Genomic DNA, 26,840 nt, shown 5'->3' with positions numbered 1-26,840 from the left:
AAAATGAGTCAATCAAAAACATATGGTATAGTTCCATATTTAGTAACAAAAAAAAGTATCAAAATCCTTTTGTGTTTGGATGTTGCTAGTGATGATAAATGGGGTTGTCTAAAAGGAACAAAAAGAAGAAACGAAAGTGCCTTTATGTGTGCAAAAAGAGAGTTCTTTGAAGAGAGTTCAATATCAATAGATATTGAACTCTTTGAAGAGTATTTTGAACAGCTAAATAAAGATAAAGATATTGGAATTTGGCTTGTTAATGCTTCAAATATAGAGAATTTAGATAGATATTTTGTTGGGAATAGTTTAAAAAGTGAATATCTATCTTGGGAGAATTCAAAAGTAAAATTCTTTTCACTAAAAAAACTACCAAAGATAAAATCAATGCAAAAAGTATTAGTATCTCAGATTAAGGATTTTTTAGAAAGTAAGAATCTATTCCATTAGCAATACCATTTGCTAAAAGTTGTTGATAATCTCTTTCATATAATCTTTTACTCTCAACAGGATGAGATATAAAACCTAGCTCAATAAGAATAGATGGCATTTGAGCACCAACTAAGACCCAAAATGGACCCTCTTTTACACCTGTATCCTTTGTATCTTTATATTTTGTTCTAGCAGCTTGTAAAAGTCCAGATTGTACATCTATTGCAAACTTATGTGAAGCTGTAATTCTTGGTCTATTTAAACTCTCAAGAAAAACATTTTTTGAACTCTCACTCATCTCTCTAATATCATCTTTATTCTCAAGAGCAGCTACCCTTTTTGCTCTTTCACTTCTTGCTGGACTTAAGAAAAATGTCTCAATACCACTTGTACTACTAGCTTTCTCTTTGGGCATAGAGTTTGTGTGTATTGAAATAAATAAATCAGCATTTTTCTCATTTGCTAAAATTGTTCTATCCATAACTTTTATAAATTTATCAGTTGAACGAGTTAAATAGACTTTGTAACCTCTTTGTTTTAAAATATTATCAAGGTATTTTGCTACTTCTAAATTTATTACCTTTTCATACTCTTTATTTGGTCCAACTGCACCAACATCATCTCCACCATGACCAGCATCTATAACAATAGTTTTATTTGTACTTTTTGTATTTTGAACTTGTTTTGTAACAGGTTTAGTATTAGTATTTGCTATTGGAGAAGTTTGTTCTTTAGATGTTTTTGTATTTTCTAAAACTTCTATAGTTATCTCATTTTGTGTCAAAACATATTTAATCTTAGGTTTATTTTTATCTATTAATCTTACTCTTACACTATTCTTATTATCAGTTGTAATAACTTTATCTATACTATTTAATATTAACTTCGTAGGTTCTGTATATTTATATTTTCCAGTAATATCAAAAATATACTCAAAATTACCATTTTGTTTAAGTGTAGTATATTTTAAATCATTTTTTGAAATTTTTTTATTAAATTTTATAGTAATTTTATCTTCATTTGAAGAGATAGAACGAATAGCATTTACTAAATCTATCTTATCATCACTATTTTGTGTAGCTACAACTGTTGGTTTTGAAGTCTCTTTTATTGGTTCTATTTTTTTAGCTGTTTGTTTACTATTTATATCTATTATTAGTTGTCTTTTCCCTACTCTATAAGATGTATCAGGATTACTATTACCTGATACAACTATTCTTAAAACATCTGGTTTAAACTGACCAATTGTAATTTGTTCTTCCCCTTGAATTGTTAGTTTTGTAGCAAGAGCATCTTTAAAATAACCATTTATATCAAAAACATCTCTATATAAAGGTGAAGGTTTTAACTCAAAAAACTTGATATCATCTTTTTTTATATCAACATTAAAATCAACTATTATAGAGTTATTTGAAGTTGTTACATTTTTAATAGAGTATAAAATATTTTGTTGTTTATTTTGAGTATTTTGAATAGTTTTAGAATTTGAAAGTTTACTATTTTTACTTAAAACTGATAGTTTTTTCTCATCAGGTCTTACATCTTTATTTAATTTTTTACCTAACTCTATAATCTTTTTTAAATCATTTATCTTTTGAGTTTCATCTTTTCTCAAAGATGATTTTAAAAACTCTATCCTTGCCTCTTTATACTGCTCTTCAAGGCTAGAGGCGAAGGATATATTTATAATAAGGGCTAGGCAGATAAAGAATTTTGCTAAAATAACTACTCTCCTTTAGTTAATTTTTCCATTAGCTCTTTAACAGATATTATTTTATCAATCTTATAACCATTTGAACCAGAGAAAAATAACCCTGTCTCTAAATCTCCTTTATATGCTGCTCCTAGTCTATCAGCAATACAATATCCAACTATCTTTGCTTCAGTTCCACGATTACAAGGAGCTACACAGTTTGATATACATTGAACTTTTGGAGCAGTTTTATTCTCTATTGAGAATTGAAGATTTGTCTTAACTCCTCGTGCTGGAAGACCAACAGGAGAGCCCATTAAAACTATATCTTCCTCTTTTGCATTTAAAAGTACATTTTTAAAATTAACATCAGCATCACATTCAAAAGTTCCAATAAATCTTGTAGCCATTTGAACACCAGCACATCCTAAAGCTAAAAACTTATCAATATCTTTTTTATTCCAAACTCCTCCAGCAGCAATTACTGGAATATTCCCCCAGTTTTTTACCTCTTCAAGTACAGGAGGAACTATATTTTCTAGCTGAAACTCTTCTTTAAAACAATCTTCATATTTAAAACCTTGGTGTCCACCGCTTAAAGGACCTTCAACAATAACTGCATCTGGAATTTTATTGTATCTTTGCCATTTCTTACAAATAAGTTTTAAAGCTCTTGCACTTGAAACTATAGGAACTAATGCTACATCTGGAAAGTTTTTTGTAAACTCTGGCATATTTGTAGGAATTCCAGCACCAGTAATTATAATATTAGCTCCAGCTTCACAAGCATCTCGTACAACTCTTCCATAATCATTTATAGCATATAAAATATTCACTGCAAGTGGTAAATTACCACATATTTTTCTAGCATTATCAACAATCTCTTTCAAAGCTTCTTTACTATAAAAGTTTAAAACCTCTTTTGGCTTATCTTTTTTCATAACAATATTTACATTTGGGCTAAGTTTTCTATAATAACCTGTTCCAACAGCTGAAATTACTCCTAACCCACCTTCAAGACTAACATGCCCAGCAAGTTGATCCCAGCTAATTCCTACACCCATACCACCTTGAATAATTGGATGTTTTATCTCATATTTTCCTATTTTCAATACTTGCCCTTTATTTTATAATTACTTTTACGAAGCTTTTTTTACCCTTTTGAATAATATACTCTCCAAGGCTTAAGTTTATCTTATCGTCACTTATTTTCTCTTGATTAATTGATACAGCATTTGATTTTATATCTCGTCTTGCTTGAGAAGTTGAATCTACTAATTTACTATCAACCATAGCTTGACAAATCCAAACTTCACTATTAAATACAAACTCTTCTATATCTGTTGGAATATCTTTTTTAGCAAAAACTCTCTCAAACTCTTTTTTTGCTTCAACTCCAACACCAACTCCATGGAATCTATCAACTATCTCAGTTGCTAACTCCTCTTTTATCTTTTTAGGGTGAAAAGAGCCATCTTCTACTCCAGCTTTTAGCTCTTCAATCTCTTTTAAACTTCTACTTGAAAGGAGTTCAAAATATCTCCACATAAGTTCATCGCTTATAGATAAAACTTTTCCAAACATATCAAAAGGTTCATCTGTAACACCTATATAGTTTCCTAAAGATTTTGACATCTTTTGTACTCCATCAAGACCCTCTAAAATTGGCATCATTAAAACTGCTTGTTGTTTATTTAAACCATAGGCTTTTTGAAGAGTTCTTCCCATTAGTAGATTAAACTTTTGATCAGTTCCACCTAACTCTACATCACTTTTTAAAGCTATTGAGTCATATCCTTGAAGTAAAGGGTATAAAAACTCACTTACTGCTATTGGAGTGTTACTTGTATATCTTTTTGAAAAATCATCACGTTCAAGCATCCTAGCAACTGTTAGGTTTGAAGCAAGAGAGATAATTCCACCAGTTCCTAACTCATTTAACCATGTACTATTAAATACTACTTCTGTTTTAGCTGGGTCTAATATTTTAAAAACTTGCTCTTTATATGTTTGTGCATTGTTTAAAACATCCTCTTTGCTTAAAACCTTTCTAGTCTCACTTTTTCCTGTTGGGTCTCCAATTGTTGCAGTAAAATCTCCAATCAAAAACTGTACTACTGCTCCATATTTTTGGAAAGTTGCCATTTTTTGTATTAAAACTGTATGTCCAAGATGAATATCAGGAGCAGTTGGATCAAATCCAACTTTTACAAAAAATGTCTTACCCGTTTCGAAATATCTTTTAATATTTTTCTCAATTCCCTCTATATCAATAATCTCAGCAGTTCCTCTTTTTATCTCATTTAATGCTTCTTCTAATCTTTTTTCCATAATTTATTAAACCTCTATTTATTATATGCGTCTTTTTTTGACATAAAATCTATTACTTTTATATTTTTCTCGACTATCTGTTTTACTTCATCTATATTTGAGTTATTTATCTCAAACTCTATATCACAATACTGTATATATGAGTGTTTCTGTCTTCCAAAGTTACATGATAAAATATAAAAATCACTCTTTGAAAGATATCCTAAAACCTTTGCTAGTTCACCTTTTGTATTTGGAATACTAATTAACATTTTATATTGAAAAACAGAGTTTTTTGCCCATTGACAGTATAACATCTGCTCATTTTCTTTGATTTTTATATAAGCTTTATCACACATTTTGTGGTGAATTATTGCATTGTGAGAGTTTCTAAAAGCAATAATATCATCTCCAAATTTTGGATGACAACAGTGGTCAAATGATACAGAATTTATACTAAAGTTTGAATAAATAAGCATATTATCAAATTTAAACTCTTTTATTTTACTAGTGAAGATTTTAAATCTTCCCATAATACCTTTCTCTTTTAAAACTTTTTTCTCTACAAGTTGTTTTGCATTTTTTAAAAAAGCTAAATTTGTTGGTACTTTATACAGGGCTTTAACTGGATAATGTTCTAAAATATCATTATAGTATCTTGAGAATATAGTGTTTATAATATTTTTTCCAGCAAGATCATCAATCTCTCTTTGTCTTTGCATACATAAAAATTTTAACTGTTTTTTTGCACGAGAAGTTTTTACTATATCTATCCATGAACATCTAATAATTGGTTCATTTCCTAGCTCTATTTGTATAATATCTGTACTTTTTAAAACCGTCAAAAGAGGCTTTTTTATTTTATTAATATAACAAGAGATTGCCTTTTTACCTATATTTGTATGGACTGCAAAGGCATAATCATAAGCAGTTGAACCAATAGGAAGAATAAAAACTTCACCTTTTGGAGAATAAACAATTATCTCATCATTAAATAAATTCTCTTTTGTTTCATTGTAAAACTCTTCTATATTATCATTTGAAAACTCTAAAGATTTCAACCAATTTAGATTTGTACTTACATCTTCTTCTTTATTTTTTTCTCCATTCTTATATGACCAATGTGCTGCTATCCCGTACTCAGCAACACTATTCATCTCAAAAGAACGAATTTGTATCTCATATATTTTTGAGTTATAAAAAACTGTTGTATGAATGGTTTTGTATCCATTTTCCTTTGGAGTTGCTACATAATCTTTAAATCTTGAAACCAAAGGTTTGAACTCCAAATGAATATGCCCTAGAGCTTTATAGCAGTCAATATCTCTTGGCACTAAAATTCTAATTGCAAAAAGGTCAAGCACCTCTTCAATTGTAATCCCTTTTCTTTGCATTTTAAGATAGATAGAGTAGTGATGTTTTATTCTTGAGTAAATTTTAATATCTTTCTCTTCAAAGCCATTTTTCTCTAATAGATTCTTTGTAATTGCAATAAAAGTATTGAAGCTAAGCTGCATAGCTTGTTCATTCTTTTTTAAAAAGTTATCAATTTTTTTGTACTCATCAGGATAAATGTAAAAAAATGCCAAATCCTCTAACTCATTTTTTAGTGTTGAAATTCCCAATCTATTTGCTATAGGAACATAAACAACTAAAGTCTCTTCAGCAATTCTTTTTTGTTTATGTGGTGGTAAAACGGCAAGAGTAAGCATATTATGAAGTCTATCACACAATTTTACTATTAAAACTCGTGGATCATCTATTGATGCTATTAACATTTTTCTAAATGTAAGTGCAGCTTGAACTATTTTTGTATCACTTGAGTCTTTTGAAGTAATAAAATTCTCTTCTCTAATGTCTGCTACTTTTGTAAGACCTTTTACCATATTAGAGACGTTTTTTCCCCATCTCTCTTCTACATACTCCAATGTAAATGGAGTATCTTCCACAACATCATGTAAAAGTGCAGTTGCAATAACATCTTCATCTTTTGAAAAAGTACTTGTGATTGTTGCTACCAAAATTGGATGAACCGAATATGGCTCACCACTTTTTCTAAATTGTCCCTCATGAGCTTCGATTATAAAATCAATAATCTCATTTAGTTTTGAGCTAATATTAATTTGCTTTCTAAGCTCCTCTTTAGCCCTATCAATTGTATTTACTAGCTGTAACTCTTTGAAGAATAAATTCATAAATCCTACAACTTAAGTAGAAATCTATTTTTTATCAGTAAGACCGTTGATTTTTAGCAATCCACTTGCTATCTCATCAATTGCTATATCTGTATATTTCATTTTTTGAGTATTATGACTTAAAAGTGGTTTTGCACCTTTACTTAACTCGTCTGCTCTTTGTCCAACTGCAATTGCTAAAATGTATCTATCATTATCAACTTGCTTTAAAGCTTTTGAAATTCTCTCTTCTAATCTTTCCACTATTTTTCCTTTTAAAATTTATTTCTAACTATTTTACTATCGAACACTTACTATAGTCACCTTGAACTATTCGTAAAAGATTCCCTTTTTCATTCATATTTGTAACTGCTATTGGAAGTTTGTTATCTTTTGCTAAAGCAATTGCTGTATCATCCATAACTTTTATATGATCCTCTAATGCTCTATCATATGTTAAGTTATCAAGTTTTATTGCATCCGCAAACTTCATTGGATCTTTATCATAAACTCCATTTACTTTTGTTGCTTTTATAAGTAAATCGGCACCAATTTCAGTAGCTCTTAGAGTAGCACCTGTATCTGTTGTAAAATATGGATTTCCCGTTCCTGCTCCAAAAATCACAACTCTTCCTTTTTCAAAGTGTCTCATAGCTTTTCTTACAATAAAAGGTTCTGCAATCTCTTCCATTTTAATAGCAGTTTGCAATCTTGCACTAAGACCTTTATACTCTAAAGCTTCTTGCATAGCAACACCATTTATTACAGTTCCAAGCATTCCCATATAATCAGCACTTGTTCTTTTAATAACACCATCAGCAGCAGCCGTAACTCCTCGAATAATATTACCACCACCAATAACAATAGCAACTTCAATACCATATTCAACTAAAGATTTAATCTCTTCAGCAATGTAATCCAATATCTTTGTATCAATTCCATAACCCTCAGTTCCAGCCAATGCTTCACCTGAAAACTTTACAAGAACTCTTTTATTCATATACTATATCCTTCAATAATTTTTGGATTTTATCTAAAATTTAATTAACTACTACTTAGATTAATTATTGAGCTTTTTTAATATTTTTTTCATTTTTTTGTGATTTTTTTGGTTGATAAAGCATATGGTGCCATAGTGCAAATCCACAAAATGCGACACCTGCTATAATATGAGTATTTTTTGCAATTTTATTTTTCATAAACATTGAAGTTACAACAGTAGCCCCTAAAGTTGCAGTCATCCCTATTTTTGCAACTTCTTTTTGAAGTTCTAAGTCAAATTTTAACTCTTTCATCTCTTTTTTTTCTTCTTTCATAAGTTTTCATAGTTTTATTTACAGTTTTTACTGTTAAAATACCCGTGATTAAAGTCGCTAATGGTAATAAAATTGGCATAATATATATCCTTTAATAAATTATCAGTATTGTATTATTTAATTTCTTAAACAAAACTGATAACTATTATTAAAATCTATTTTACTAATTTTACTCCTCTTATCGAATTTAAAAGTAATCCTATTGTTGTCCCATTATGCAATATAGCAGTTACAATTGGAGAAAATAAACCAAAAGTTGCACCTAAAAGTATTGCACTATTTATTCCTACTGTTGCATTAAAGTTTGTATTTATCAAATTCATAGTTTTATTTGCAAACTCTTTTGCTTCAACAACAGCTTCAATATCATCTTTTAATAGACTAATATCAGCAGTTGCTTTTGCAATATCAGCTCCACGGCTCATAGATATCCCAACATGTGAAGAGATTAAAGCTGGTGCATCATTTATCCCATCTCCAATAAAAGCAACTTTTTTACCTTTACTCATAAGCTCTTTTACAATATTTGCTTTATCTTGTGGTAAAAGTTCCGCTTTTACCTCATCAATTCCTAACTCATCAGCAATTTTTAAAGCTTTCTCTTTTATATCACCTGTTAACATAACTATATTCTTAACTCCAAGAGTTTTTAATTTCTTTATAGCATTTTTAGAGTTTTCTCTTAAGTTGTCAGCTAAACCAATTGTTCCTAAAAGTTTACCGTCATATCCAACATAAAGTAGTGTATCACTCTTTTTTAAAGAGTTTTCAATATCTTTTTTGAAAGGTTTAAAATCTATCTTTTCATCATCTTCTAAGAAATGACGACTTCCAATAATAACAGACTTACCTTTTACCTCTGTTTTTACTCCATGAGCTACAATAAATTCAACCTCTTCATGGTGCATATGTACAAAACCTCTCTCTTTTGCAGCCTTTACAACAGCTTCTGCAACTGGATGAAAATAGTGTTCTTCTGTTGAAGCAGTAAGATTTAAAAGCTTCTCTTCACTCCAACTTCTATCGTATGAATCCACACCTACAACTTCTAGCTCTCCTCCTGTTAGAGTTCCTGTCTTATCAAATACAAAGGTATCAGCACTACTTAAAGCTTCAATAGATTTTGCACCTTTAATCATAATTCCATTATGTCCAGCTTTTGAAATTGTAGATTTAAAAGCAACAGGAGTTGCAAGTTTTAAAGCACAAGAGTAATCAGCTTGAAGAACAGAAGCAACTCTTTGAAAATCTCTTGTAAAAATATAAGCAGCAGTAGCGAGTCCTAAAGTAACAGGAACTAACTTATTTGCTAATTTATTTGCTTTTAACTGAGCTGATGATTTTTCATTTAAAGAGTTTTCTATATAGTGTTTTATTCTTTGAGTTGCTGTATTTGATCCAACTTGCTCAGCCCAAATTCTAAATCTTCCCTCTTCCACTATAGTTCCAGATATTACCCTGTCTCCTCTATACTTTGCTATTGGTGTCGCTTCTCCAGTCATTGAGACTTGATTTATTGTTCCAGCACCATCAATAATATGCCCATCTATTGCAATAGTACTACCTGCTCCAACAATAATAATATCTCCAATTTTTAACTCTTCTGTTTTTACTAAAACCTCTACAACTTTTCCAGCTATCTTTTTCTCAACCCAAGCCTCTTCAATATTTGGTTTTGCCAACTCTTTTAGTAAATCATCACTTTTATGAACAGTTGTCTCTTCTATATATTCACCAAGTTCAAGCATAGCATTTGTAGAGTTAGCGGCTAAATAATCTTTTCTAAAAATAGATATAGCAACAGCAGCGGCTTCAAGTACATGAGAAGTAAGCCCTTCTTTAAAAAGCTCTTTTATTCCATCTATTAAAAGTGGAGTACATGCTACTGTTGTTGTAACTGCTTTTAAACTACTATTTGTAACTAATCTTTCAGATATTAAAGCACTACTTGCAAAAATAGTTGCTTTCATAGATGGTTTTTCACTACTTACACAAGTTACACAAACACTAGCTTCACTATTTTGTACAGATTTTAAAAGAGTCTCTAAAGATAAATCTTTTAAAATCTCCTCTATCTTTTTAAAAATATCTTCTCTTAGCTCAAAAATTATTGAGTATGCTTTTTTATTTATTCTAATAGTTTTAATCTCTTTAAAACTACTAAAATAACCTTTTAAAATATCTTCATCTATAAAATTATCTTTTAGTATTTCAAGCTTATATCTAGCTCTAAGTCCTATTTGATGAACTTTTATAAATTTTTTATCCATTTTTTAGAACTCTTGTGTATTTGATTGTGAAGCTGCCTTTGCATCTTCTATTCTCTCTTTTAACTCTTCAATTCCAGCAGTTACCAAAGTTTTTGCTTTATTAATTGCTTGAAATATACTCTCTTGAGCATTTTTGTTTGTTAAAACATAAGTTGCAACCGCTCCAATTAAAGCACCTTTTACAAAATCACCATTTAATAAAGAGTTAGATTGGTTTTGGATTTGATTATTTGGATTTTGTCCTAGAAAATTTTGGTTGATACTACTATTTATATATGGGTTTTGGTTGATATTTAATCCACTTTGTTGATTATTTCTTGTACTATTTATATCTGTATTATATTGATTAAAATTTTGATTATTTTTAGCCATTTTAAATCTCCTCTAGTTGTAGGTTTTGGTTTGTTAAATACTTTTGTTCCAATTTCTCTTCTATTATTTCAAGTGCATAAACTCCAGCTACTCCAATAGTTGCAGATGTTATTGCTCTTAAATAGTTTCCCTCACCAATATAATTTGTTGTTGCAATTGCACTTCCTGTTACAATAGCTCCTTGTGTTGCCTTTTTTGTTGTATCTTTTATAGCTTCACAACTTTTTAATTCACCATTCTTATATTTTTTATAATTTATTGCTCCACTAATAACAGCACTAGCAATAGCACCACTAACTACATGACCTAAAACACTTCTAGGCATTCCTGTATTTAAAGTTTTCATTTACTTACCCCATCTTCAGCTTTTGCTTTTTTTGTATATGTTCTTTTTGTAGTTTTTGGCTTTTCTACAACCTCTTTCTTTTCAAATCTCTCTTTTGTTTTTGAAATTTTTGTTTCAATATCTTTTTTTAAAATCTCACCTTTTTGTTTTGCCTCTTTAAAAATATTTTCACTTTTTTGTTTTAGAGTATCTCTATTTTTATAAGCAATAACTCCTAAGGCTCCTAGTGCTAAACCAGCTATAAATGGTAATGCCATTTTTTACTCCTTGTTTAAATTTTGATTTTCTAAAAATTGATTTAAAAGTGCAACAATTGCTGCTCCACCAACAGCTCCTGCTAAAAATTGAAAACTTATATTTGAAAATAATTTTGAACTAAGATTTGAAATTGTATTTTCATCAATATTTCCACTCATAAGATTATTTATAAGTTCTTCATACTCTTTCATTTTTCCAATAATATCTTCACTATTTTGTAAATTACCAAATCCATTATAGTGATTTATAACAGATGCTCTAAAAGCTGGTAAGTGGTTATTAAAAGAGGCTGATTGAAGCCTAAAAAGAGTATCTGTAATATCACTTTTTGTTGAGTGTGTCAAAAGATTATTATACATAGCAATATTTTCAATCTCAGAAGCTACCCCTAATTCGCAACACTCTATAATAGTACTTGGAATCTCTATTTTATCTCTCCAATCATTTATTGGAACTTCTATTTCATATTTTTCTGCTAGTTGAATAAGTACACTATAATGAACTGCTTCCGCCTCTTTTATGTTTGAAAATGGGCTTATATTTCCAAAAGTTTCAATAATTTTGCTATAAGTCTCATAAGCTTTAAATTCATCATAAATGGCAATTTGTAAAATCTGTTCATCAATACCTATATTTGAATTTAAATCAACTCTTTTTTCTAGTAGGATATTGTAAGAAATAGCCATGTTTAAAGCTCCTTTACTAGATTATTTATAATTTGTGTTATCTCATTTATATTTTCATTTTTTATCAAATCTTCCCAAAGTTTTGGCTTAAAAATTTTAGGATCATATATTATTGTAACAGAAGCTATAAGCTTGTTAATCTTAATCTCCTCTATTCCTAATATTTTTTTTGGAAGATTTTCAATATCACTAAGAGTAATCTTTTCACCCTCTTTTACAATTTTTGGGTTTACTCTTACTCTTAATCTTCCAGGACTATGAGCTATTATAGAGAAATAAGCAACAATTTTTATAATATCTTCACTACTTATCACTTTTCAAGCCTTCCAAAAACTCTTTTTGTGTCTCCTTTTTACCTATAATTAAAATAAAAATCACACCAATAATTGCAGCACTAATAGAACTTGCAAAAATACCTATTTTTACAGCACTTACAATATGTGGGTCATCAAAAGCAAGAGTTGAGATAAAAATCGACATGGTAAAGCCAATTCCACCCAAAAATCCAACAGCTAAAATCTCAGCCCAACTAACATTAGATGGTTTCTCACTAATTTTAAATTTTGTTGCGAGATATGTTGATGCTAAAATTCCAATAGGCTTTCCAATAAGCAGACCTAAAAATACTCCTAGAACAATTGTTTTATTCTCTATAACACTTGCAAAATCTAGCTCAACTCCTGCATTTGCAAAGGCAAAAACTGGCATTATAATAAATGCACTAAAGTTATGAAGAGCTTGTTCAACTCTTAAAAGTGGACTTTTTGAGTTATGCTCTTCTATCTCTTCAACTGTTGTATTTTTTGCTTTTAGAGGAATAACAAAAGCTAGAAGAATTCCAGCAATTGTAGAGTGTATCCCAGAACTATGAATAAAAATCCATAGAAAAATACCAACAAATAAGTAAGGAAGAACACGTACTAGATTAAAATAGTTAAAAATCATAAGAACAAAATATGTAAGAAGAGAATAGATTAAAAAATCATAATGAAGTTCACTTGTATAAAATATTGCAACTACAACTATTGCTCCTAAATCATCAACAACAGCTAAAGTTACTAAAAATACTTTTAAAGAGAGGCTTACTCTTTTTCCTAAAAGCATTAAAATTCCTAAAGCAAAAGCAATATCTGTTGCCATAGGAACTCCAAATCCAGTTGGATGAGTTTGATTTATGCTTAAATATACTATTGCTGGGACAATCATTCCACCCAAAGCAGCAATAATAGGAAAAGAGGCTTTTTTTGGACTCGAAAGCTCTCCTATTAGCATATCTCTTTTTATCTCCAAACCAACAACTAGAAAGAAAAGTGCCATTAAAACATCATTTATCCATTGTTGAAGACTCATAGAAAAAGTGTGTGTTCCAAAAGAGAAGCTAAAATGAGTTGTTAAAAGTTCAAAATATTGTGGAGCAAGTGTAGAGTTTGCTATATAAACGGCTAAAACTGTTACTAAAAATAGCTTAAACCCACTAAGAGTCGCTGTTGAGATAAAGCTAGTTATAAACTTATATTGATTTCTTATATTTACTATTTTTTTTAAATATTTTCTAGGAAGTAAATTACCCATTTTTATTGCACTCCTTACATTTCCCTTTTAGGATAATGTTTTCAATTTTATAATCTTTTAAAAGAAAATCTGGTTTTTCAAAAATACACTCAATATTTGAACAGTTATCACAAATAAAGTGAAGATGTTTTTTATCTTTTATCTCAAAATATCTTTTTTTATCATTTGATTCAAAAGAGTTTATAAGATTTTCTTCTTCAAAAATTGTAATGTTTCGGTAAAAAGTAGCTTTATCCATAGATATTTTATCTTTGATATCTTCATAGCAAAAAGGCTTGTTTGAAGATTGTAAAAGGTCTAAAATGGCTCTTCTAGCAGTTGTTAATTTGATTTTTGAGAGATTTTCTTGATTTAAACTATTATTCATAAAAAAAATTTTACCAAAATTTAAATTAAGTGCTACTAAGTTGCATTAAAGAAAAAAAGTTTTAAAATGTCAAAAATATTTGCAACTAAGTTGCAAATATCCAAATCAAAGGAAAAAAAATGAGAAATTATTTAGTGATTTTTATACTATTTACAACAGTTTTATTTGCTTCAAAACAAGAACTAACAGTAACAATTCTACCACAAAAATATTTTGTACAAAAAATTGTAAAAGATAAATTCAATATAAATGTTATGATAAAACCTGGAAGCTCTCCACATAATTTTGAACCAAAAGCTTCTCAAATGAAAGCTCTAAGCAGCTCAAAAATATATTTTATGATAGGAGAACCTAGTGAGAAAGCTTGGATTAGTAGATTTAAACAGAATGCAAAAAATACACTTTTTGTAGATACAACTATTGGAGTAGAAAAAATAGCAATGCAAGAACACACTCATCATGAAGATGAACATGATAAACACGATAACCATATAGATGAAAATGGACTTGATCCACATATTTGGTTAGACCCAATAAGTGTAAAAAATCAAGCAAAAAACATCTATGAAGCAGTAATTAAAATAGATGAGAAAAATAGTGAATTTTATAAAACAAACTATAATGAGTTTATAAATGAACTTGAAAATTTAGATAAAGATATAAAAAAGATTTTAACACCATACAAAGACAAAGCTTTTATGGTTTTTCACCCTTCATGGGGATATTTTGCTGTACGATATGATTTAGAACAGATATCTATAGAGATTGAAGGAAAAGAACCTAAACCAAATGAGTTATTAAAACTAATAGAGGATTCAAAAGAACATAATATAAAAATAGTATTTGTATCTCCTCAATTTTCACAAAAAAGTGCAAAAACAATTTCACAAAATATTGGTGCTAGTGTAGTTTCTATTGATCCACTAAACGAAGATTGGCAAAATAATTTACTTTTTGTAGCAGATGAAATAGCAAAAAGCTATAGAGAATAATAGAGTAATCTCCTCTTTATTCTCTATATTATATCTATAAACATTAAAATCTTATTTTTAATTTATCTCTTTTATCATATGATAGAAATTACTTCCTGAAACTATAAGTGTTTCATTCTTTTTAAATCCCAATTTCTCATATAAATATTTCGCTTTTATATTTTCAAAATCAACTAAAAGTGAAAGCTTTTTAAAACCTAACTCTAAAGCCTTTTTTTCTGCAAAACTAAACAGCTCTTTTGCTATTCCTCTTCCTTGAAAATCTGGGCTTACACTAACTGTATCTATATAAAACTCATCATCAAAACACTCTTTATCAAAAGAGTTAAGAGTAATTCCTTTTGTTTTTAAATGGTCTAACATAGGTAAATCTAACTTTTTTACATCATTTGAGTTATAAACCAACAATATAGCTACTATTTGATTTTCTATCTTATATGTATAGATATTATTATAGCTAAGTCGGCAAATATCCATTTTTACATAATAATCTAAAGTTTCTAAAATCTTTTTATCTTCATCTTCTCCTGTTAAGGTATTTGCTACATTTAATATCGCATTATAAATAAGAGTTGAAATATTTTCTATACTATTTTTATCTGCTTTTTTTATCATAAATTCTCCTTATAAATAAATTAAATTATACTTCTTTATTACTTTTTAGGTGATTAAATATCTTTTTTATAGATATTATGAGATAATAGAAGTAAATTTAAAAGGGGCATTTATGGCAGATTGGCAAGTTTATTTGATGATGACTCTGATTATTGGAGCTATGCTTTTAGGGAAAAAACTTATGTTTTTTGATAGTGGAGATAAAAATAGTAAAAAAGAGGATAAAAAATAGTGTTAAACCCAAAAATTATTGATTATATTTTTTCAAGTGCCTCTATTCAAAGGTGGAATGACTACCCTAGAATGGTTGATTTAGTAGAGCTCGATAAACAAGCCCACAAATTCGTAATAGCATATTTTATTGCAAAATTAGAAAAAGATATTAACTTTACTCATCTAATAGAAGCTGGTATATTTGAATTTTTAAGAAGAGTTGTTGTTACTGATATAAGACCAGATGTTTTTAGAAAAGCTCTTCAAAAAAAATCAAAAGAGATAAATTCATGGGTAGTTGAAAAGTTAAAACCATCATTACAAGATATAGATGGTGGAAACTTCTTACAAAAGTTTGAAGCTTTTTTAAATGATAGCTCTATGTACAAAAAAGAGAGATTTATACTAAAAGCTGCTTCTTATTTATCAACTAAATGGGAGTTCTCAATTGTTTATCAAACTAGTCAATTTTTAAGTGATATAGAAGAGGTAAAAAAACTAGTTGATGTTGAGATTGAAGACTATTATGAGCTTTTAGGAGTTCAAAAAATAGCTTTAAATAAAAAATTAGCAAAAATTATTGATTTAAGTGGAAGATTAAGATTTCAAAAAAGATGGGCTCAAACTCCACGAATTCCAGAAACTTCTGTATTAGGTCATATGTTAACAGTTGCTCTTTTTTCATATTTTTACTCTATAAAAGTAAATGCTTGTGATAAAAGACTACAAAATAACTTTTTTACAGCACTATTTCATGACTTACCAGAAGCTCTTACAAGAGATATTATAAGCCCAGTAAAATATAGTGTAGATAAGCTTTCTGATATTATTGCAGAGTATGAAGTTGCAAAAATAGAGGATGATATTTTACCAAATGTTCCAATAGAGATTCAAGAGGAGTTCTCATATATTTTAGGTCTTTATGATGGAAAAAAAGAGGAGTTTGCAAACAAAGTAAAAATAGATGGAAAGATTAAAGAAGTTGAAGATATAAACAAATATAATCTTGATAAATTTGAAGCAATCGATGGCTTAGCTTTAAAACAGTGCGATAAACTTTCAGCTTTTGTAGAAGCCTCTTTATCTATCTCTCATGGAATTAAATCAAGAGAGCTTATAAGTGGGAAAAAAGAGATTTTAAAAGGTCTAAAAGAGATAAATGGAGTTGATTTTAAACAAATTGCTATTGAAATTGATAGCGAATTTGGAAGTAGTGGTCAAACTCAAACTGTTTTGGATTTTGAATAAACTTTTAAACAATTAGAGTATTAAACTAAGTGATATTAACCTATGAACAAGAAAAGATTGTAAATAGCTCTTTACAATCTTTTAAAATAAATGCAGTTGCAGGAAGTGGAAAAACCACAACTTTGCTTCTATATGCAGAAAAAAATCCGCAACTAAAAATACTATATTTAGCATATAACAAATCTTTGCAAGTTGCTTTAAATGAGAAATTAAAAGAGTTTCATCTACCAAATTTACATATAAGTACAATTCACTCTTTAGCATATAATAAAACAAAGGCCTACAACTACAAACTTGTAGCTGATTTAAAAACAACTATTTTGGAAAAACTAATTGTAGAGTTTGAGTTTAGTAAAAATAGCAAAAATATCTATCCTAGTTTAGAGTACATATCTTTATTAAAATCTCTTGTGAATTTTTATTGTAACTCAAATTTAATAGAGCTAGATTTAAAGCTTCTTGAAGAGTTTACAAAACAGAGCGATTTTAGTGCAAAAATTTTAGATATTTTAAAAAGTAAGCAAAAAAATCTTTTAGAACATCTAAAACTTATATTAAGCTCAATGAAGCTTGGGAAAATAGAGGCTATTCATGACTTTTATCTAAAAATGTTTTTTTTAAATAAAAAAGCCTCTTTTGATTTAAATTACGATTTAATTTTTGTTGATGAAGCACAAGATATAAGCGATGTTATGATTGCAATTGTTGAAAAACAACCTTGCAATAAGATATATGTAGGAGATAGTTTTCAGCAAATTTATAGTTTTAGATATGCTTCAAATGCTTTAGCAAAAATCGATTTACCATCATATAATTTAACTCATAGCTTTAGATTCTCAAATAGCTATGCAAAATTCTTAGAAAAATACCTAAATAGTTTTTATGAATTAAATAACTCAAAAAATCTAGTTCTAAATGGTTTAGAAAATAGTGTTGAAACAAAAATTGGGACTGAAAATATCGATTTCAGGGAACAGTTTACAATTATTTCAAGGACGACTTTTGGGCTTATTAAAGAGATAGTAAAATATCTTCACTCAAATAAAAAGCTTTTTTTTGAAGGTGGATATAACTCATACTCTTTTATGAACCAAACTGTTTACTCTATTTTTTATCTTAAAAACCGAAAAAATGAGAAGATAACTATTGATGAAATAAAAAACTTTGATACAATATTTGAATTAGAAACATTTGCAAAAGAGACAAAAAATCAAGACTACTTAAATATCATAAGATTTATAAATAGCTATGGAGATAATATTTTTGAGATAAATAAAAAGATCAAAGAACAGCTTGTAACAAATAAAGATGAAGCAGATATTATCTTTACAACTAGTCATAAAGCAAAAGGTATGGAGTATAATCAAGTTGTTATGGTAGATGATTTTATTACAAAAAAAGATATTTTAAATACAAAACGAGCTTTAAGTTTTAATCAAATAAATGAAGAGCTAAATATATTTTATGTAGCAAGTACAAGAGTAAAAAAAGCTATTATTCTTACTAATTTGGAGTAGATTTGAAAAAATATTTTATTTTAGCTCTTTTTATTTTTATTGTAATATCTTATATCTTTTATAAAAAAGAGGACAAAAATAAAGAGCTTTTTGCTTCATATTATTTTTGGGAAAATAGTTATAAAACAGAGATAAAAAATGAGAAATTATATATAAAAGTTTTAGATATTTACTACTCAAATCAACTTGAAATTATTAAAACAAATTTTGCTACAAAACCACCAAAAGAGTTTATACCAGTAATATATATCACAAATAAAACCATGCAAAATATTAACTATAAAACTCTAAGCCAAAATATTTTAAGAGATTTAAAAAGCTTTGATTTTAATTTTAATGAGCTTCAAATAGATTGTGATTGGAGTGATAGTTCAAGAGATAACTATTTTCTTTTTTTAAATGAGTTAAAAAATAGCTTAAATATCACTTTTAGCTCAACTATTAGGCTTCATCAAATAAAATATTTCAAAAAGACAGGAGTTCCACCTGTTGATTATGGAGTTTTAATGTATTACAATATGTCAAATTTAGGTGATTTTGATACAAAAAACTATATTTTAGATAACAGTGAAGCAAAAAAGTATCACTATAATTTTGACAAATATCCTCTAAGATTAAAATTGGCCCTTCCTTTATACTCACAAGCTGTACAGTTTAGAGATAAAAAAGCCATAAACTTATTTGAAAATATAAGTAGTAAAGATTTTAAAAATGAAAATTTTATAAAAATAGAGGAAAATAGATATAAAACCTTAAGTAGCCACTATTTTAAGGGAAAGTATATTTATAAAGATGATATTTTTAGGTTGGAAGAACCAAAAGAGGATGAGCTAAAAACTGCTCTAAAAGATTTTAAAGAATTAAGCAAAAATAGTTTTAATGAGGTAATTTTTTACACAATTAAATATAAACTTAAGTATAATCTTGAAAAAATATTAGGAGAGTAGATGTTATTTAGAGCCTTTTTATCTATATTTTTTTTAAACTCTTATCTCTTTTCTTGTGCATCTTATGATGACCCAAATGAAATAGAGTATATGTTTTTAGAAAAAAGAGATTGGTTTTTTTTAGAATATAAAGATTTGAACAACCCTTCAGTTTACAACTCCTTGATTTATGATTATGAGAAAAAAAATAAAGAAGAGAATATAAAAGAGTGGAGTATTGCACTTGAAAAAAGCTATAGTAAAAAAGATATAGAAGAGTTTTTGTATAAAAGAAAAAACCTAGATAAACTTAAAAACAAAGAGTTCTTGAACTATATAAAATTTGCCCAAAAACAGGAGGCTTGTGTAACTTTTAACTATTATGAACCAGCTCCAAAAAATTGTGGTAACTTAATAGATGAAGCTATTTTAGAACTTGAAAAATCAGAAGATGAATACTTTAAGCTCAGATATTTCTATCTTGCTTTTAGACTAGCTCACTATAACTACAAAGAGCCTCTTAAAATATATGAAAAGTATAGCTATCTTTTAGAAAAATCTAAGCCTAGTATTGTAAAAGATTGGATTTCTGGAATAAATGCTGGTGCATTGATAAAAAATAAAAAAGAGGTTTTAGGAGTTTATGAGTTCTCTAAACTTTTAGATAAAAGTAAAATAAACTCCCATTTAAGTTTTTATAATTTCAATCACATAAGAAGTGATTTAGATTTTAATACTCTTTTAAATATGACACAAAATAGTGATGAAAAAGAGAAAATCTTTTTTTTGAGAGCTCTTCAAAGCTCTAGTAATACCCTTGAAGAACTAAAAAACATATATGCTTTAAATAAAAATTCAAATTGGTTTGATCTACTTTTACTAAGAACTTTAATAAATTCACAACTCTTTTTCAATCAAAATAGTGAAACAAATTTTGTACTACAAAAAGAGCTATTAGATTTTTTAAATAGTGTAAAAAAAGATGATATGTATATTATAAATTTGAGCAAGGCTTACTTTAACTTTTTTGAAAATAAACTATTAATTGCTCATGACATAGTAAAAAAACTACAGCTAGAGTACCCAAACAATCATGAAGTTGAAACTTTAAACTATATTTTATATCTTAACTCTCTTCAAAAAATTGATATAGAAACTGAAAATGAGATTTTTGAAAAAATGCAAAAGCTTACAAATGATAATCACCCATCAAATGCAATACACAACTATACATTTGAAGTAATTTTAAGCAAACTTTATAAAAATCAAAATGAACCATTTTTATCTTATGGCTCTCAAAATATTAATTATTTGGATTTTAGTCAATTTGATTTAAGTATGATTATAGAGTTTGAAGAATTTATAACTACTAAGCCAAATTCAAAACTAAAAGAGTATCTACAAGAAAAATTTAAAAAAGAGAAAAATAGCTCAAAGGGTGATATAGATTACTCTTTTGAGACAACAAAGGTAAAAAATCTAATTAATATTTTGAAATTCAAAGAAGCATTAGATACAAATGCACCTATTTTAGAAGAAAAACTTGAGTTTAATCCATTTAATGGTTTTATTAGAGGAAACAATAGAAGTGGAAAAAATAGCAATTTTACATATAGAAACTTTTTAAAAAAAGCTTTAGAGATAGAAAATTTGCTAAAACAAAATCCTAATAGCTCTATGGACAATTATCTTTTGGCAAATCTATATTTTAATCTTAGTTACTTTGGAAATAGTTCAAAAGCTACAACAACACATAGAAGCGTAGTAGAAATACATACCCCAATACTTCAAGAAGATAAGTTACATAAAGCGCTTAGACATTACCAAATAGCCCTAGCAAACAGTAAAGACAAAGAACAAAAGGCTAAAATTATATATCAAATTTCAAAAACAAATCTTGCAATATATGATTTAAAATATAGCAAATATCCACAATCTAGTAGCTCTTATTTTAGTGATAATAAGCAAAAATACTATTATGGTTTAAATAGTGAGTTTTATGAGAGTTTTTTATCTAATAGTGGAGCTAAATATTTTGATGAACTAAAAAACAACTACAAAGATACAAAATACTATAAAGAGTTACTAAAAGAGTGTGGTGATTTTAGAACATATATAAATTCAGAAAATTAAGGAGAAATATGCAATATTTTGGACAAATAGAGACAAAATACGAAGAGGTTTTTTTAACACAAAGTTATATCTACTTCAAAAAAGATGAAGAAGAAAATCTAAATCCAAAGGATATAAAGAGTTTATTAAAAACAAAAAATGATAGAAAAAAAAATATAATTGGTACAATTTTTATCTATAATCCTGTTGTTACTCCTATGGGATTTGATTCAAATAAGTTTTTATTAGAACAGGATTTTAACGCTTTTGATGAGTTAATAGAGCTAAAGAGTGAAGGATATATAACTATCTTCAAACAAGCTATGAAAGAGAGCTGTAAAGGAAAAATAGTAGAGATAAAAAACCTATTTAATCTAATAGAACCACATATAGATTCAAGTACACTTCTATCGAAATTCAATGAAGATTTAGAAAAATACAATTCAAACCAAAATACAGAGTTTGATAGAGAAATTATGTATTTAGATGCAAAGAACTATCTTCCTTTTGGAAAATTTGTCTATTTTTGTTGGGGAGATAAACTTAATGCAAAAGAGTTTCCAAATATAGTAGATTATGCAAAAACAATCTATGAAAACTCTCTAAGAAGTGGTAAAAAAATTGCATTTGCCTACAAAAAAGAGAAAACTATTGATTGGTCAATACAATATCTACAATTTTCAAACCCTATGCAAAATCATAAAAATAAAAACTCAATCTCTTTTGCTATTAAAAGGTCTTTTGATACCTTTCCGCCAATTCCTGCTTTTTATGAATAATCTCCATAAAAAGCATATTTTTTAGCTTATTTTAATATTTAAAATAATACAATACCGTCCACTTAAAATGATGGGGTATCGCCAAGCGGTAAGGCAACGGTTTTTGGTACCGTCACTCGAAGGTTCGAATCCTTCTACCCCATCCAATTTTTAAGTACTTTTATTATGGTGAGGTTGGAGAGTGGTCAAATCCTGCGGACTGTAAATCCGCCGCCTACGGCTTCGAAGGTTCAAATCCTTCTCTCACCACCACTTTTAAAACTTAATATGGCTCGATAGCTCAGTCGGTAGAGCAAAGGATTGAAAATCCTTGTGTCGACAGTTCGATTCTGTCTCGAGCCACCACTTGAAAAAATCTATTTATCTTTAAATTTAATTATAAATTTTGCGCCTCTATAGTTTTTATTTTCATAACTATACTCTACATTTTGGGCTTCAATAGTTCCAAATAGGCTCTTTTCAATAATATCTTTTGTCATATAAAGCCCTATTCCGCTCCCTTGTTTATCCTCTTTTGTAGTAAAATGAGAATTAAATATTTTTGATAAGTTCTCCTCTTTTATCCCACCTGCATTATCTTTAAACTCAAAAACAATATATCCATCTTGTCTAAATATATCTATAAAAATATATCTATCATAATCTCTCTTCTCTAGCTCATCTTTTGCATTATTTAAGATATTCAAAAATGCTTGTATTAACTCATTTTCATTTGATATAAACTCTATATTCTCTATATTTTTTATAATATTAATTTTACTTGTATTAAACGAAATAGAGCTTAAGCTCAAAGTTTTTGATATACATTCTTCAAGTAAAAAACTACAAATCTTTTTATTTGGATTAAAAAAGTTTCTAAAATCATCAATGGTTTGAGCCAAATATTTTGCTCTACTTTCAATTTTATTTAAGCCTTCAATTAATTCATCATTATTTAATATATTTGCATCTTTTTTTAATCTCATAGAGCTTGTACTAATAGTTATAAAAGATAGTGGTTGTTTCCATTGATGAGCAATATTTTCTATCATCTCACCCATTGTAGCCATCTTTGTTTTTTGATTTAAAAATTTCTGGTTCTTTTTTAATTCATTTTTAAAATCTTGTAGTTTTTTCTGCAGATAATCTGAGAATTTCTTTGATATAAAAAATAGAAAGAATAGTAGTATTAGAAATAAAATAGAGACTTTCTTCATATAAGCACTATATTTTTCATCTATTTTCTCTCTCAAAGAGATTAAATCTTTTTCGAGATCATTTTCATAAAACCCAGCCCCAATAATCCAACCCCATCTTTTTTCACTCTTTATATAGCTTGTTTTTATATCCTTTGTAGCCTCATCTAAATCTTTTTGATAGTAACTATAAAATCCATCCCCATCTTTTGCTAACTCTAAAAAAGTTTTATTATCATTTTTTGAAATAACATCAAAACTTACATCTTTTCCTATCAGCTCTTTTTTTATATGAGCCAAAAGTTCTCCACTATTTTTTACAATAAAAATATACCTACTACCACTAAATCTTATTAAATTTATATATTCTATGGCCTTTTTTTGAACCATTTCTTCAAACTCTTCAAGGTATTCACCTGTTCCTATAGCTACATTAAAAGGCTCAAAGTATTTATAAAATGCTATCTTTTTTGAATCTTTTAAAGTATTTGGATTTTTCCAGACATACTCATCATATCTTTCAGTTTTATTTTTTATACTATCAACTATTGTTTGTACAAAAGCATAGCCATTTGCATCTTTATAATTTAAAAAATTTCGCCCCTCATTTATCTTATCAAGTGGGAGTAAAAGCTTGTTCCCATAAATATCATCTATATAAAAATAACCTCTACCATCGTTATACCTTATCTTATCAAGAGCTATTTTAATAAGTTCAAATATTTCAGCTTTACTCTTTTTGTCTTTATAAGTTTCATATATATTTGTTGCTAGTGCATGGGCCTCATAAACCCTATTTTTTATAGTTGTTTTTAACTCATTTTCTGTATTTTCTTGAAGATATTTTATGTAATTATAAGTTCTATAAACCTCATCTTGAACATTCTGCTTATTGTGAGATATAAAGTCTTGCTCCATATCAATCTTCTCTTCTTCATATGTATTTTTTGCTTCAAAAGATATGAAAAAAAGTATAAGAACTAAAATAACAGCTACAAAAATAACTGGAATGAACTTAATTCTTTGAACAATTTTTTTTTCTTTAGTTATTTTCACTCTATATTCTCTGATTTTAAGATAATTTGACAAATTATATAATGTTAATCTTAAATTTTATTAATTTTTAATATTATAAAAAAGTATAGATTTGCTATAATAATAACCATTTAATAAAAGGATTTTTTATGTCAAAAATAGGAATAATAGTTGCTAGTTCAAATAACAACCAAAAACTAGCTATTGAACTTCAAAAAATTGCAATTGAATTAAACTATGATAGTGAAATTATAAATTTAGTTGATTATAACCTACCTCTATATAATACAGTAGAAGAGGAGAAAAATGGAATACCTGAGAGTGTTTTAGATTTAGCTACAAAAATTATAGATTTAAAAGCTTTTATAATTATAGCTCCTGAATATAACGGAGTTATGCCTCCTGTTCTAAATAATGCTATGGCATGGACATCAAGAGCTACAAAAAATTGGAGAGATGCTTTTAATGATAAAATTGTTGCTCTTGCAACTCATAGTGGAGGTGGAGGTCAAAAAGGTCTTCAAGCTATGAGAATTATGTTCCAACACTTAGGAGCAAATATTTTAGCTAGAGAGATTTTAACAACTTTTGATAAACCACTTAATAAAAATAGTGCTATAGCAATTTTACATAATCTTACAAAACTATCAAGAGCTTAAGAATATTTTTTCTTAAGCTCTTTTATTAAAATCTTATATTTCTGCACTTGGCTCATGAATATAATACCCTTGTACATAATCAACACCTAAATCTCTTACCTTTTCGAAGATATCTTTACTAGATACAAACTCAGCAATAGTTTTAAAGCCTTGATCTCTTGCAAAGCTTATAATCATACTAATAATATTCTCATTTCCCTTACTTATTAAAACATCTTTAATTAAAGAACCATCAATCTTAATATAATCAGCATCTAATTTAATCAAATATTCAAAATTTGAGTAACCGCTTCCAAAATCATCTATCGCAATTTTACAACCTAAATCTCTAATAGTATGAAAAAAGCTATCTATTAGCTCAAAGTCATCTATCTCTTCGCTCTCAACAATTTCAAAAACAATTTTTTTACCAATATTAAACTCTTTTATCTTATCTACAACATAGTCTGAAACTTCTTTATTTGCAATATCTTCAAAAGTAAAATTTATAGAGAATTCAAACTCTTTATCTTTAAAATATTCAAAACTATTATCTATCATTTTTTTTGTTAGTTTTAAATATTGTCCTGATTTTTTTGCAATATCCAAAAAGAAAAATGGAGATACAGTTTTTCCACCATCATTTAATCTCATTAAAGCTTCATACTTCTCAATTTTATTTGTATGTAAATTGTATATTCCTTGATAATAAGGGATAATATCATTATTTTCAAGAGCCTTTTTTATTTTTAAAGTCCAGAATATATTTTTCTCATAATCTTTTTCTATCTCTAAGCTTCTATCATAAATAATCTGATTTGGATGAGATTTTGTATATTTTCTAATTACATTTGCTGTTTCAAGAAGTGTCTCTTTTGGCTCAAAAGAGAAACTAATATTTAAAGAAACAAATATCTCTCTCCCTTTTGCACGAACTGCTTTTGAAGATATTATTTTTGAAATCTCTTCAATATTTCTCATAAAACTACTTTTTTCTTCATCTGAAGCTAATATTGCAAAAACATCTGAAGTTAGTCTATAAACACTATACTTTGTTTTCTTAATCACTAACTCTTCAATTCTTTTTGCAACCAATTTTAAAATATAATCCCCTATTTTATAGCCAAAAAAATCATTTACTTCACTAAAGTTTTTTATATCTAGTATTGATATACTCAAGTTGTCTTTCTTACCTATATCTTCTATTAACTTATATCGGCTTCCTATTTCTGTAAGATAATCTTCTCTTAAAATCCTATTTAATTTTTCTGTTTTTAAAACTAAATCTGTTATTTCATGCCTAATTGCAACATATTCAAAAATATTTCCATCTTCATCAAAGATTGGTGATATTGTGGTATTTATATAGTAAAAAGTTCCATCTTTTTTCCTATTTTTTATATTTCCTCTCCAAATATTTCCATTTTTTATAGTCTTCCACATATCTTTAAATATTTCGCTATCTTCTTCACCTTTTAAAATATTATGAGGTTTTCCTAAAATCTCTTCTCTTTTATATTGTGAAACTTCACAAAAAGTATCATTTACATAGGTTATATTTCCCTTTAAATCACTATTTGAGATTATATTTGATGTTTTTGTAGCTTTATTATATTGTCTTAATATATTTGATTTTCTCTCTAGCTCTCTAAATTTTGCTTTTAATTTATTGCTTATAAAAGAATTTATTATTATATATATAATTAAAATAAATATTAGAAGAAAAAATATATATTCTAAAAGTGTGAATTCCAATGTGCTCCCCATTTATAAATGAATTAAGAACTAAAGCTGAAT

Annotated in this window: 26 protein-coding genes and 3 tRNA genes; 11 read left to right on the top strand and 18 right to left on the bottom strand. The window is 27.6% G+C overall.

The annotated features are described in order from the left end of the window. Positions 1-3 precede the first annotated feature (3 nt). Positions 4-447 carry an NUDIX hydrolase gene (locus ATR_RS02375; RefSeq protein WP_115427898.1) on the top strand — a complete coding sequence of 148 codons (444 nt, stop codon included), beginning with the start codon at positions 4-6 and terminating at the stop codon, positions 445-447. Here the strand turns inward: ATR_RS02375 and ATR_RS02370 are convergent. The 15 genes from ATR_RS02370 to ATR_RS02300 all read right to left on the bottom strand — a co-directional run bounded on the left by ATR_RS02370 (position 410) and on the right by ATR_RS02300 (position 13,793). Continuing rightward, positions 410-2,044, bottom strand: a complete 1,635-nt coding sequence (locus tag ATR_RS02370; RefSeq protein WP_170126876.1) for an N-acetylmuramoyl-L-alanine amidase family protein — start codon at positions 2,042-2,044, stop codon at positions 410-412. The two genes, ATR_RS02375 and ATR_RS02370, sit on opposite strands and share 38 nt — an antisense overlap. Positions 2,045-2,154: 110 nt before the next feature. Continuing rightward, entirely contained in the window at positions 2,155-3,234 is a 1,080-nt protein-coding gene (locus tag ATR_RS02365) for a nitronate monooxygenase (RefSeq protein ID WP_115427897.1), read from the bottom strand. A gap of 10 nt (positions 3,235-3,244) precedes the next feature. Further along, positions 3,245-4,453, bottom strand: a complete 1,209-nt coding sequence (gene tyrS / locus ATR_RS02360; RefSeq protein ID WP_115427896.1) for a tyrosine--tRNA ligase — start codon at positions 4,451-4,453, stop codon at positions 3,245-3,247. A 14-nt stretch (positions 4,454-4,467) separates the two neighbouring features. Beyond that, positions 4,468-6,627 (bottom strand): RelA/SpoT family protein, encoded by a 2,160-nt coding sequence (locus tag ATR_RS02355; protein WP_115427895.1) that lies wholly within the window; start codon positions 6,625-6,627, stop codon positions 4,468-4,470. A 24-nt stretch (positions 6,628-6,651) separates the two neighbouring features. Then, the gene (locus ATR_RS02350; protein ID WP_115427894.1) at positions 6,652-6,870 is read right to left on the bottom strand and encodes a DNA-directed RNA polymerase subunit omega; all 219 of its coding nucleotides are present in this window, start codon (positions 6,868-6,870) and stop codon (positions 6,652-6,654) included. A gap of 28 nt (positions 6,871-6,898) precedes the next feature. Continuing rightward, a complete protein-coding gene (pyrH, locus tag ATR_RS02345) occupies positions 6,899-7,606 on the bottom strand; it encodes a UMP kinase (protein WP_115427893.1) in 708 nt (235 codons plus the stop codon). A 64-nt stretch (positions 7,607-7,670) separates the two neighbouring features. Beyond that, positions 7,671-7,922 carry a hypothetical protein gene (locus ATR_RS02340; RefSeq protein WP_228254244.1) on the bottom strand — a complete coding sequence of 84 codons (252 nt, stop codon included), beginning with the start codon at positions 7,920-7,922 and terminating at the stop codon, positions 7,671-7,673. Positions 7,923-8,077: 155 nt separating this feature from the next. Next, positions 8,078-10,192 (bottom strand): heavy metal translocating P-type ATPase, encoded by a 2,115-nt coding sequence (locus tag ATR_RS02335; protein ID WP_115427892.1) that lies wholly within the window; start codon positions 10,190-10,192, stop codon positions 8,078-8,080. A gap of 3 nt (positions 10,193-10,195) precedes the next feature. Beyond that, positions 10,196-10,564, bottom strand: a complete 369-nt coding sequence (locus tag ATR_RS02330) for a YtxH domain-containing protein (RefSeq protein WP_115427891.1) — start codon at positions 10,562-10,564, stop codon at positions 10,196-10,198. 1 nt (position 10,565) lies between these two features. Further along, the gene (locus ATR_RS02325) at positions 10,566-10,910 is read right to left on the bottom strand and encodes a hypothetical protein (RefSeq protein ID WP_115427890.1); all 345 of its coding nucleotides are present in this window, start codon (positions 10,908-10,910) and stop codon (positions 10,566-10,568) included. Beyond that, a complete protein-coding gene (locus ATR_RS02320) occupies positions 10,907-11,167 on the bottom strand; it encodes a hypothetical protein (RefSeq protein ID WP_115427889.1) in 261 nt (86 codons plus the stop codon). The genes ATR_RS02325 and ATR_RS02320 overlap by 4 nt, the downstream gene beginning before the upstream one ends. A 3-nt stretch (positions 11,168-11,170) precedes the next feature. Next, positions 11,171-11,854 carry a ferritin-like domain-containing protein gene (locus tag ATR_RS02315; RefSeq protein WP_115427888.1) on the bottom strand — a complete coding sequence of 228 codons (684 nt, stop codon included), beginning with the start codon at positions 11,852-11,854 and terminating at the stop codon, positions 11,171-11,173. Positions 11,855-11,856: 2 nt separating this feature from the next. Continuing rightward, positions 11,857-12,168 (bottom strand): hypothetical protein, encoded by a 312-nt coding sequence (locus ATR_RS02310; RefSeq protein ID WP_115427887.1) that lies wholly within the window; start codon positions 12,166-12,168, stop codon positions 11,857-11,859. Beyond that, a complete protein-coding gene (gene nhaA, locus ATR_RS02305; protein WP_371273088.1) occupies positions 12,158-13,381 on the bottom strand; it encodes a Na+/H+ antiporter NhaA in 1,224 nt (407 codons plus the stop codon). The genes ATR_RS02310 and nhaA overlap by 11 nt, the downstream gene beginning before the upstream one ends. Before the next feature lie 37 nt (positions 13,382-13,418). Further along, positions 13,419-13,793: a Fur family transcriptional regulator gene (locus ATR_RS02300; RefSeq protein ID WP_115427885.1), complete on the bottom strand. Its 375-nt coding sequence runs from the start codon at positions 13,791-13,793 to the stop codon at positions 13,419-13,421. Positions 13,794-13,912: 119 nt separating this feature from the next. Here ATR_RS02300 and ATR_RS02295 point away from each other — a divergent pair, with 119 nt between their 5' ends. Beyond that, the gene (locus ATR_RS02295) at positions 13,913-14,785 is read left to right on the top strand and encodes a metal ABC transporter solute-binding protein, Zn/Mn family (RefSeq protein WP_115427884.1); all 873 of its coding nucleotides are present in this window, start codon (positions 13,913-13,915) and stop codon (positions 14,783-14,785) included. Between the two features lie 57 nt (positions 14,786-14,842). Here the strand turns inward: ATR_RS02295 and ATR_RS02290 are convergent, their stop codons facing one another. Then, complete coding sequence (locus ATR_RS02290) at positions 14,843-15,400, bottom strand: GNAT family N-acetyltransferase (RefSeq protein ID WP_115427883.1); 558 nt, start codon at positions 15,398-15,400, stop codon at positions 14,843-14,845. 231 nt (positions 15,401-15,631) lie between these two features. Here ATR_RS02290 and ATR_RS02285 point away from each other — a divergent pair, with 231 nt between their 5' ends. The 8 genes from ATR_RS02285 (at position 15,632) to ATR_RS02250 (ending at position 22,540) form a co-directional block, all read left to right on the top strand. Continuing rightward, positions 15,632-16,861: an HD domain-containing protein gene (locus ATR_RS02285; RefSeq protein ID WP_115427882.1), complete on the top strand. Its 1,230-nt coding sequence runs from the start codon at positions 15,632-15,634 to the stop codon at positions 16,859-16,861. A gap of 29 nt (positions 16,862-16,890) precedes the next feature. Further along, positions 16,891-18,378, top strand: coding sequence for a UvrD-helicase domain-containing protein (locus ATR_RS02280; protein ID WP_115427881.1), 1,488 nt, complete (start codon positions 16,891-16,893; stop codon positions 18,376-18,378). 2 nt (positions 18,379-18,380) lie between these two features. After that, on the top strand, positions 18,381-19,325 hold the full coding sequence (locus ATR_RS02275; protein WP_115427880.1) for a hypothetical protein: 945 nt from the start codon (positions 18,381-18,383) through the stop codon (positions 19,323-19,325). Next, a complete protein-coding gene (locus ATR_RS02270; protein ID WP_115427879.1) occupies positions 19,326-21,437 on the top strand; it encodes a hypothetical protein in 2,112 nt (703 codons plus the stop codon). It begins immediately after the preceding gene. Between the two features lie 8 nt (positions 21,438-21,445). Next, positions 21,446-22,195: a hypothetical protein gene (locus ATR_RS02265; RefSeq protein ID WP_115427878.1), complete on the top strand. Its 750-nt coding sequence runs from the start codon at positions 21,446-21,448 to the stop codon at positions 22,193-22,195. Between the two features lie 71 nt (positions 22,196-22,266). Further along, positions 22,267-22,341 (top strand) — tRNA-Gln (locus tag ATR_RS02260). A 21-nt stretch (positions 22,342-22,362) separates the two neighbouring features. After that, positions 22,363-22,447, top strand: a tRNA-Tyr gene (locus tag ATR_RS02255). Between the two features lie 17 nt (positions 22,448-22,464). Further along, positions 22,465-22,540: transfer RNA gene (locus ATR_RS02250), tRNA-Phe, on the top strand. Between the two features lie 11 nt (positions 22,541-22,551). Here the strand turns inward: ATR_RS02250 and ATR_RS02245 are convergent. Continuing rightward, positions 22,552-24,426 (bottom strand): sensor histidine kinase, encoded by a 1,875-nt coding sequence (locus ATR_RS02245; RefSeq protein WP_115427877.1) that lies wholly within the window; start codon positions 24,424-24,426, stop codon positions 22,552-22,554. Positions 24,427-24,554: 128 nt separating this feature from the next. Between ATR_RS02245 and ATR_RS02240 the strand changes: the two genes are divergently transcribed. Continuing rightward, entirely contained in the window at positions 24,555-25,064 is a 510-nt protein-coding gene (locus ATR_RS02240) for an NADPH-dependent FMN reductase (RefSeq protein ID WP_115427876.1), read from the top strand. A 33-nt stretch (positions 25,065-25,097) separates the two neighbouring features. On the opposite strand, the gene ATR_RS02235 is transcribed toward ATR_RS02240, so the two are convergent. Next, entirely contained in the window at positions 25,098-26,798 is a 1,701-nt protein-coding gene (locus tag ATR_RS02235) for a bifunctional diguanylate cyclase/phosphodiesterase (protein WP_115427875.1), read from the bottom strand. Positions 26,799-26,840 lie beyond the last annotated feature (42 nt).

The sequence above is a fragment of the Aliarcobacter trophiarum LMG 25534 genome (assembly GCF_003355515.1).
GTDB classification, from domain to species: domain Bacteria; phylum Campylobacterota; class Campylobacteria; order Campylobacterales; family Arcobacteraceae; genus Aliarcobacter; species Aliarcobacter trophiarum.
Note: the sequence above shows the minus strand (reverse complement) of the source record. Positions and strands in the feature narration are given on the sequence as shown.

What these genes read in the sequence shown, in the direction of transcription:
- ATR_RS02375 (WP_115427898.1), top strand. Translation starts at nt 4, where the DNA reads ATGAGTCAATCAAAAACATATGGTATAGTTCCATATTTAGTAACAAAA.
- tyrS (WP_115427896.1), bottom strand. Translation starts at nt 4,453, where the DNA reads ATGGAAAAAAGATTAGAAGAAGCATTAAATGAGATAAAAAGAGGAACT.
- ATR_RS02355 (WP_115427895.1), bottom strand. Translation starts at nt 6,627, where the DNA reads ATGAATTTATTCTTCAAAGAGTTACAGCTAGTAAATACAATTGATAGG.
- pyrH (WP_115427893.1), bottom strand. Translation starts at nt 7,606, where the DNA reads ATGAATAAAAGAGTTCTTGTAAAGTTTTCAGGTGAAGCATTGGCTGGA.
- ATR_RS02340 (WP_228254244.1), bottom strand. Translation starts at nt 7,922, where the DNA reads ATGAAAGAAGAAAAAAAAGAGATGAAAGAGTTAAAATTTGACTTAGAA.
- ATR_RS02335 (WP_115427892.1), bottom strand. Translation starts at nt 10,192, where the DNA reads ATGGATAAAAAATTTATAAAAGTTCATCAAATAGGACTTAGAGCTAGA.
- ATR_RS02330 (WP_115427891.1), bottom strand. Translation starts at nt 10,564, where the DNA reads ATGGCTAAAAATAATCAAAATTTTAATCAATATAATACAGATATAAAT.
- ATR_RS02325 (WP_115427890.1), bottom strand. Translation starts at nt 10,910, where the DNA reads ATGAAAACTTTAAATACAGGAATGCCTAGAAGTGTTTTAGGTCATGTA.
- ATR_RS02320 (WP_115427889.1), bottom strand. Translation starts at nt 11,167, where the DNA reads ATGGCATTACCATTTATAGCTGGTTTAGCACTAGGAGCCTTAGGAGTT.
- ATR_RS02315 (WP_115427888.1), bottom strand. Translation starts at nt 11,854, where the DNA reads ATGGCTATTTCTTACAATATCCTACTAGAAAAAAGAGTTGATTTAAAT.
- ATR_RS02300 (WP_115427885.1), bottom strand. Translation starts at nt 13,793, where the DNA reads ATGAATAATAGTTTAAATCAAGAAAATCTCTCAAAAATCAAATTAACA.
- ATR_RS02295 (WP_115427884.1), top strand. Translation starts at nt 13,913, where the DNA reads ATGAGAAATTATTTAGTGATTTTTATACTATTTACAACAGTTTTATTT.
- ATR_RS02290 (WP_115427883.1), bottom strand. Translation starts at nt 15,400, where the DNA reads ATGATAAAAAAAGCAGATAAAAATAGTATAGAAAATATTTCAACTCTT.
- ATR_RS02270 (WP_115427879.1), top strand. Translation starts at nt 19,326, where the DNA reads ATGTTATTTAGAGCCTTTTTATCTATATTTTTTTTAAACTCTTATCTC.
- ATR_RS02265 (WP_115427878.1), top strand. Translation starts at nt 21,446, where the DNA reads ATGCAATATTTTGGACAAATAGAGACAAAATACGAAGAGGTTTTTTTA.
- ATR_RS02240 (WP_115427876.1), top strand. Translation starts at nt 24,555, where the DNA reads ATGTCAAAAATAGGAATAATAGTTGCTAGTTCAAATAACAACCAAAAA.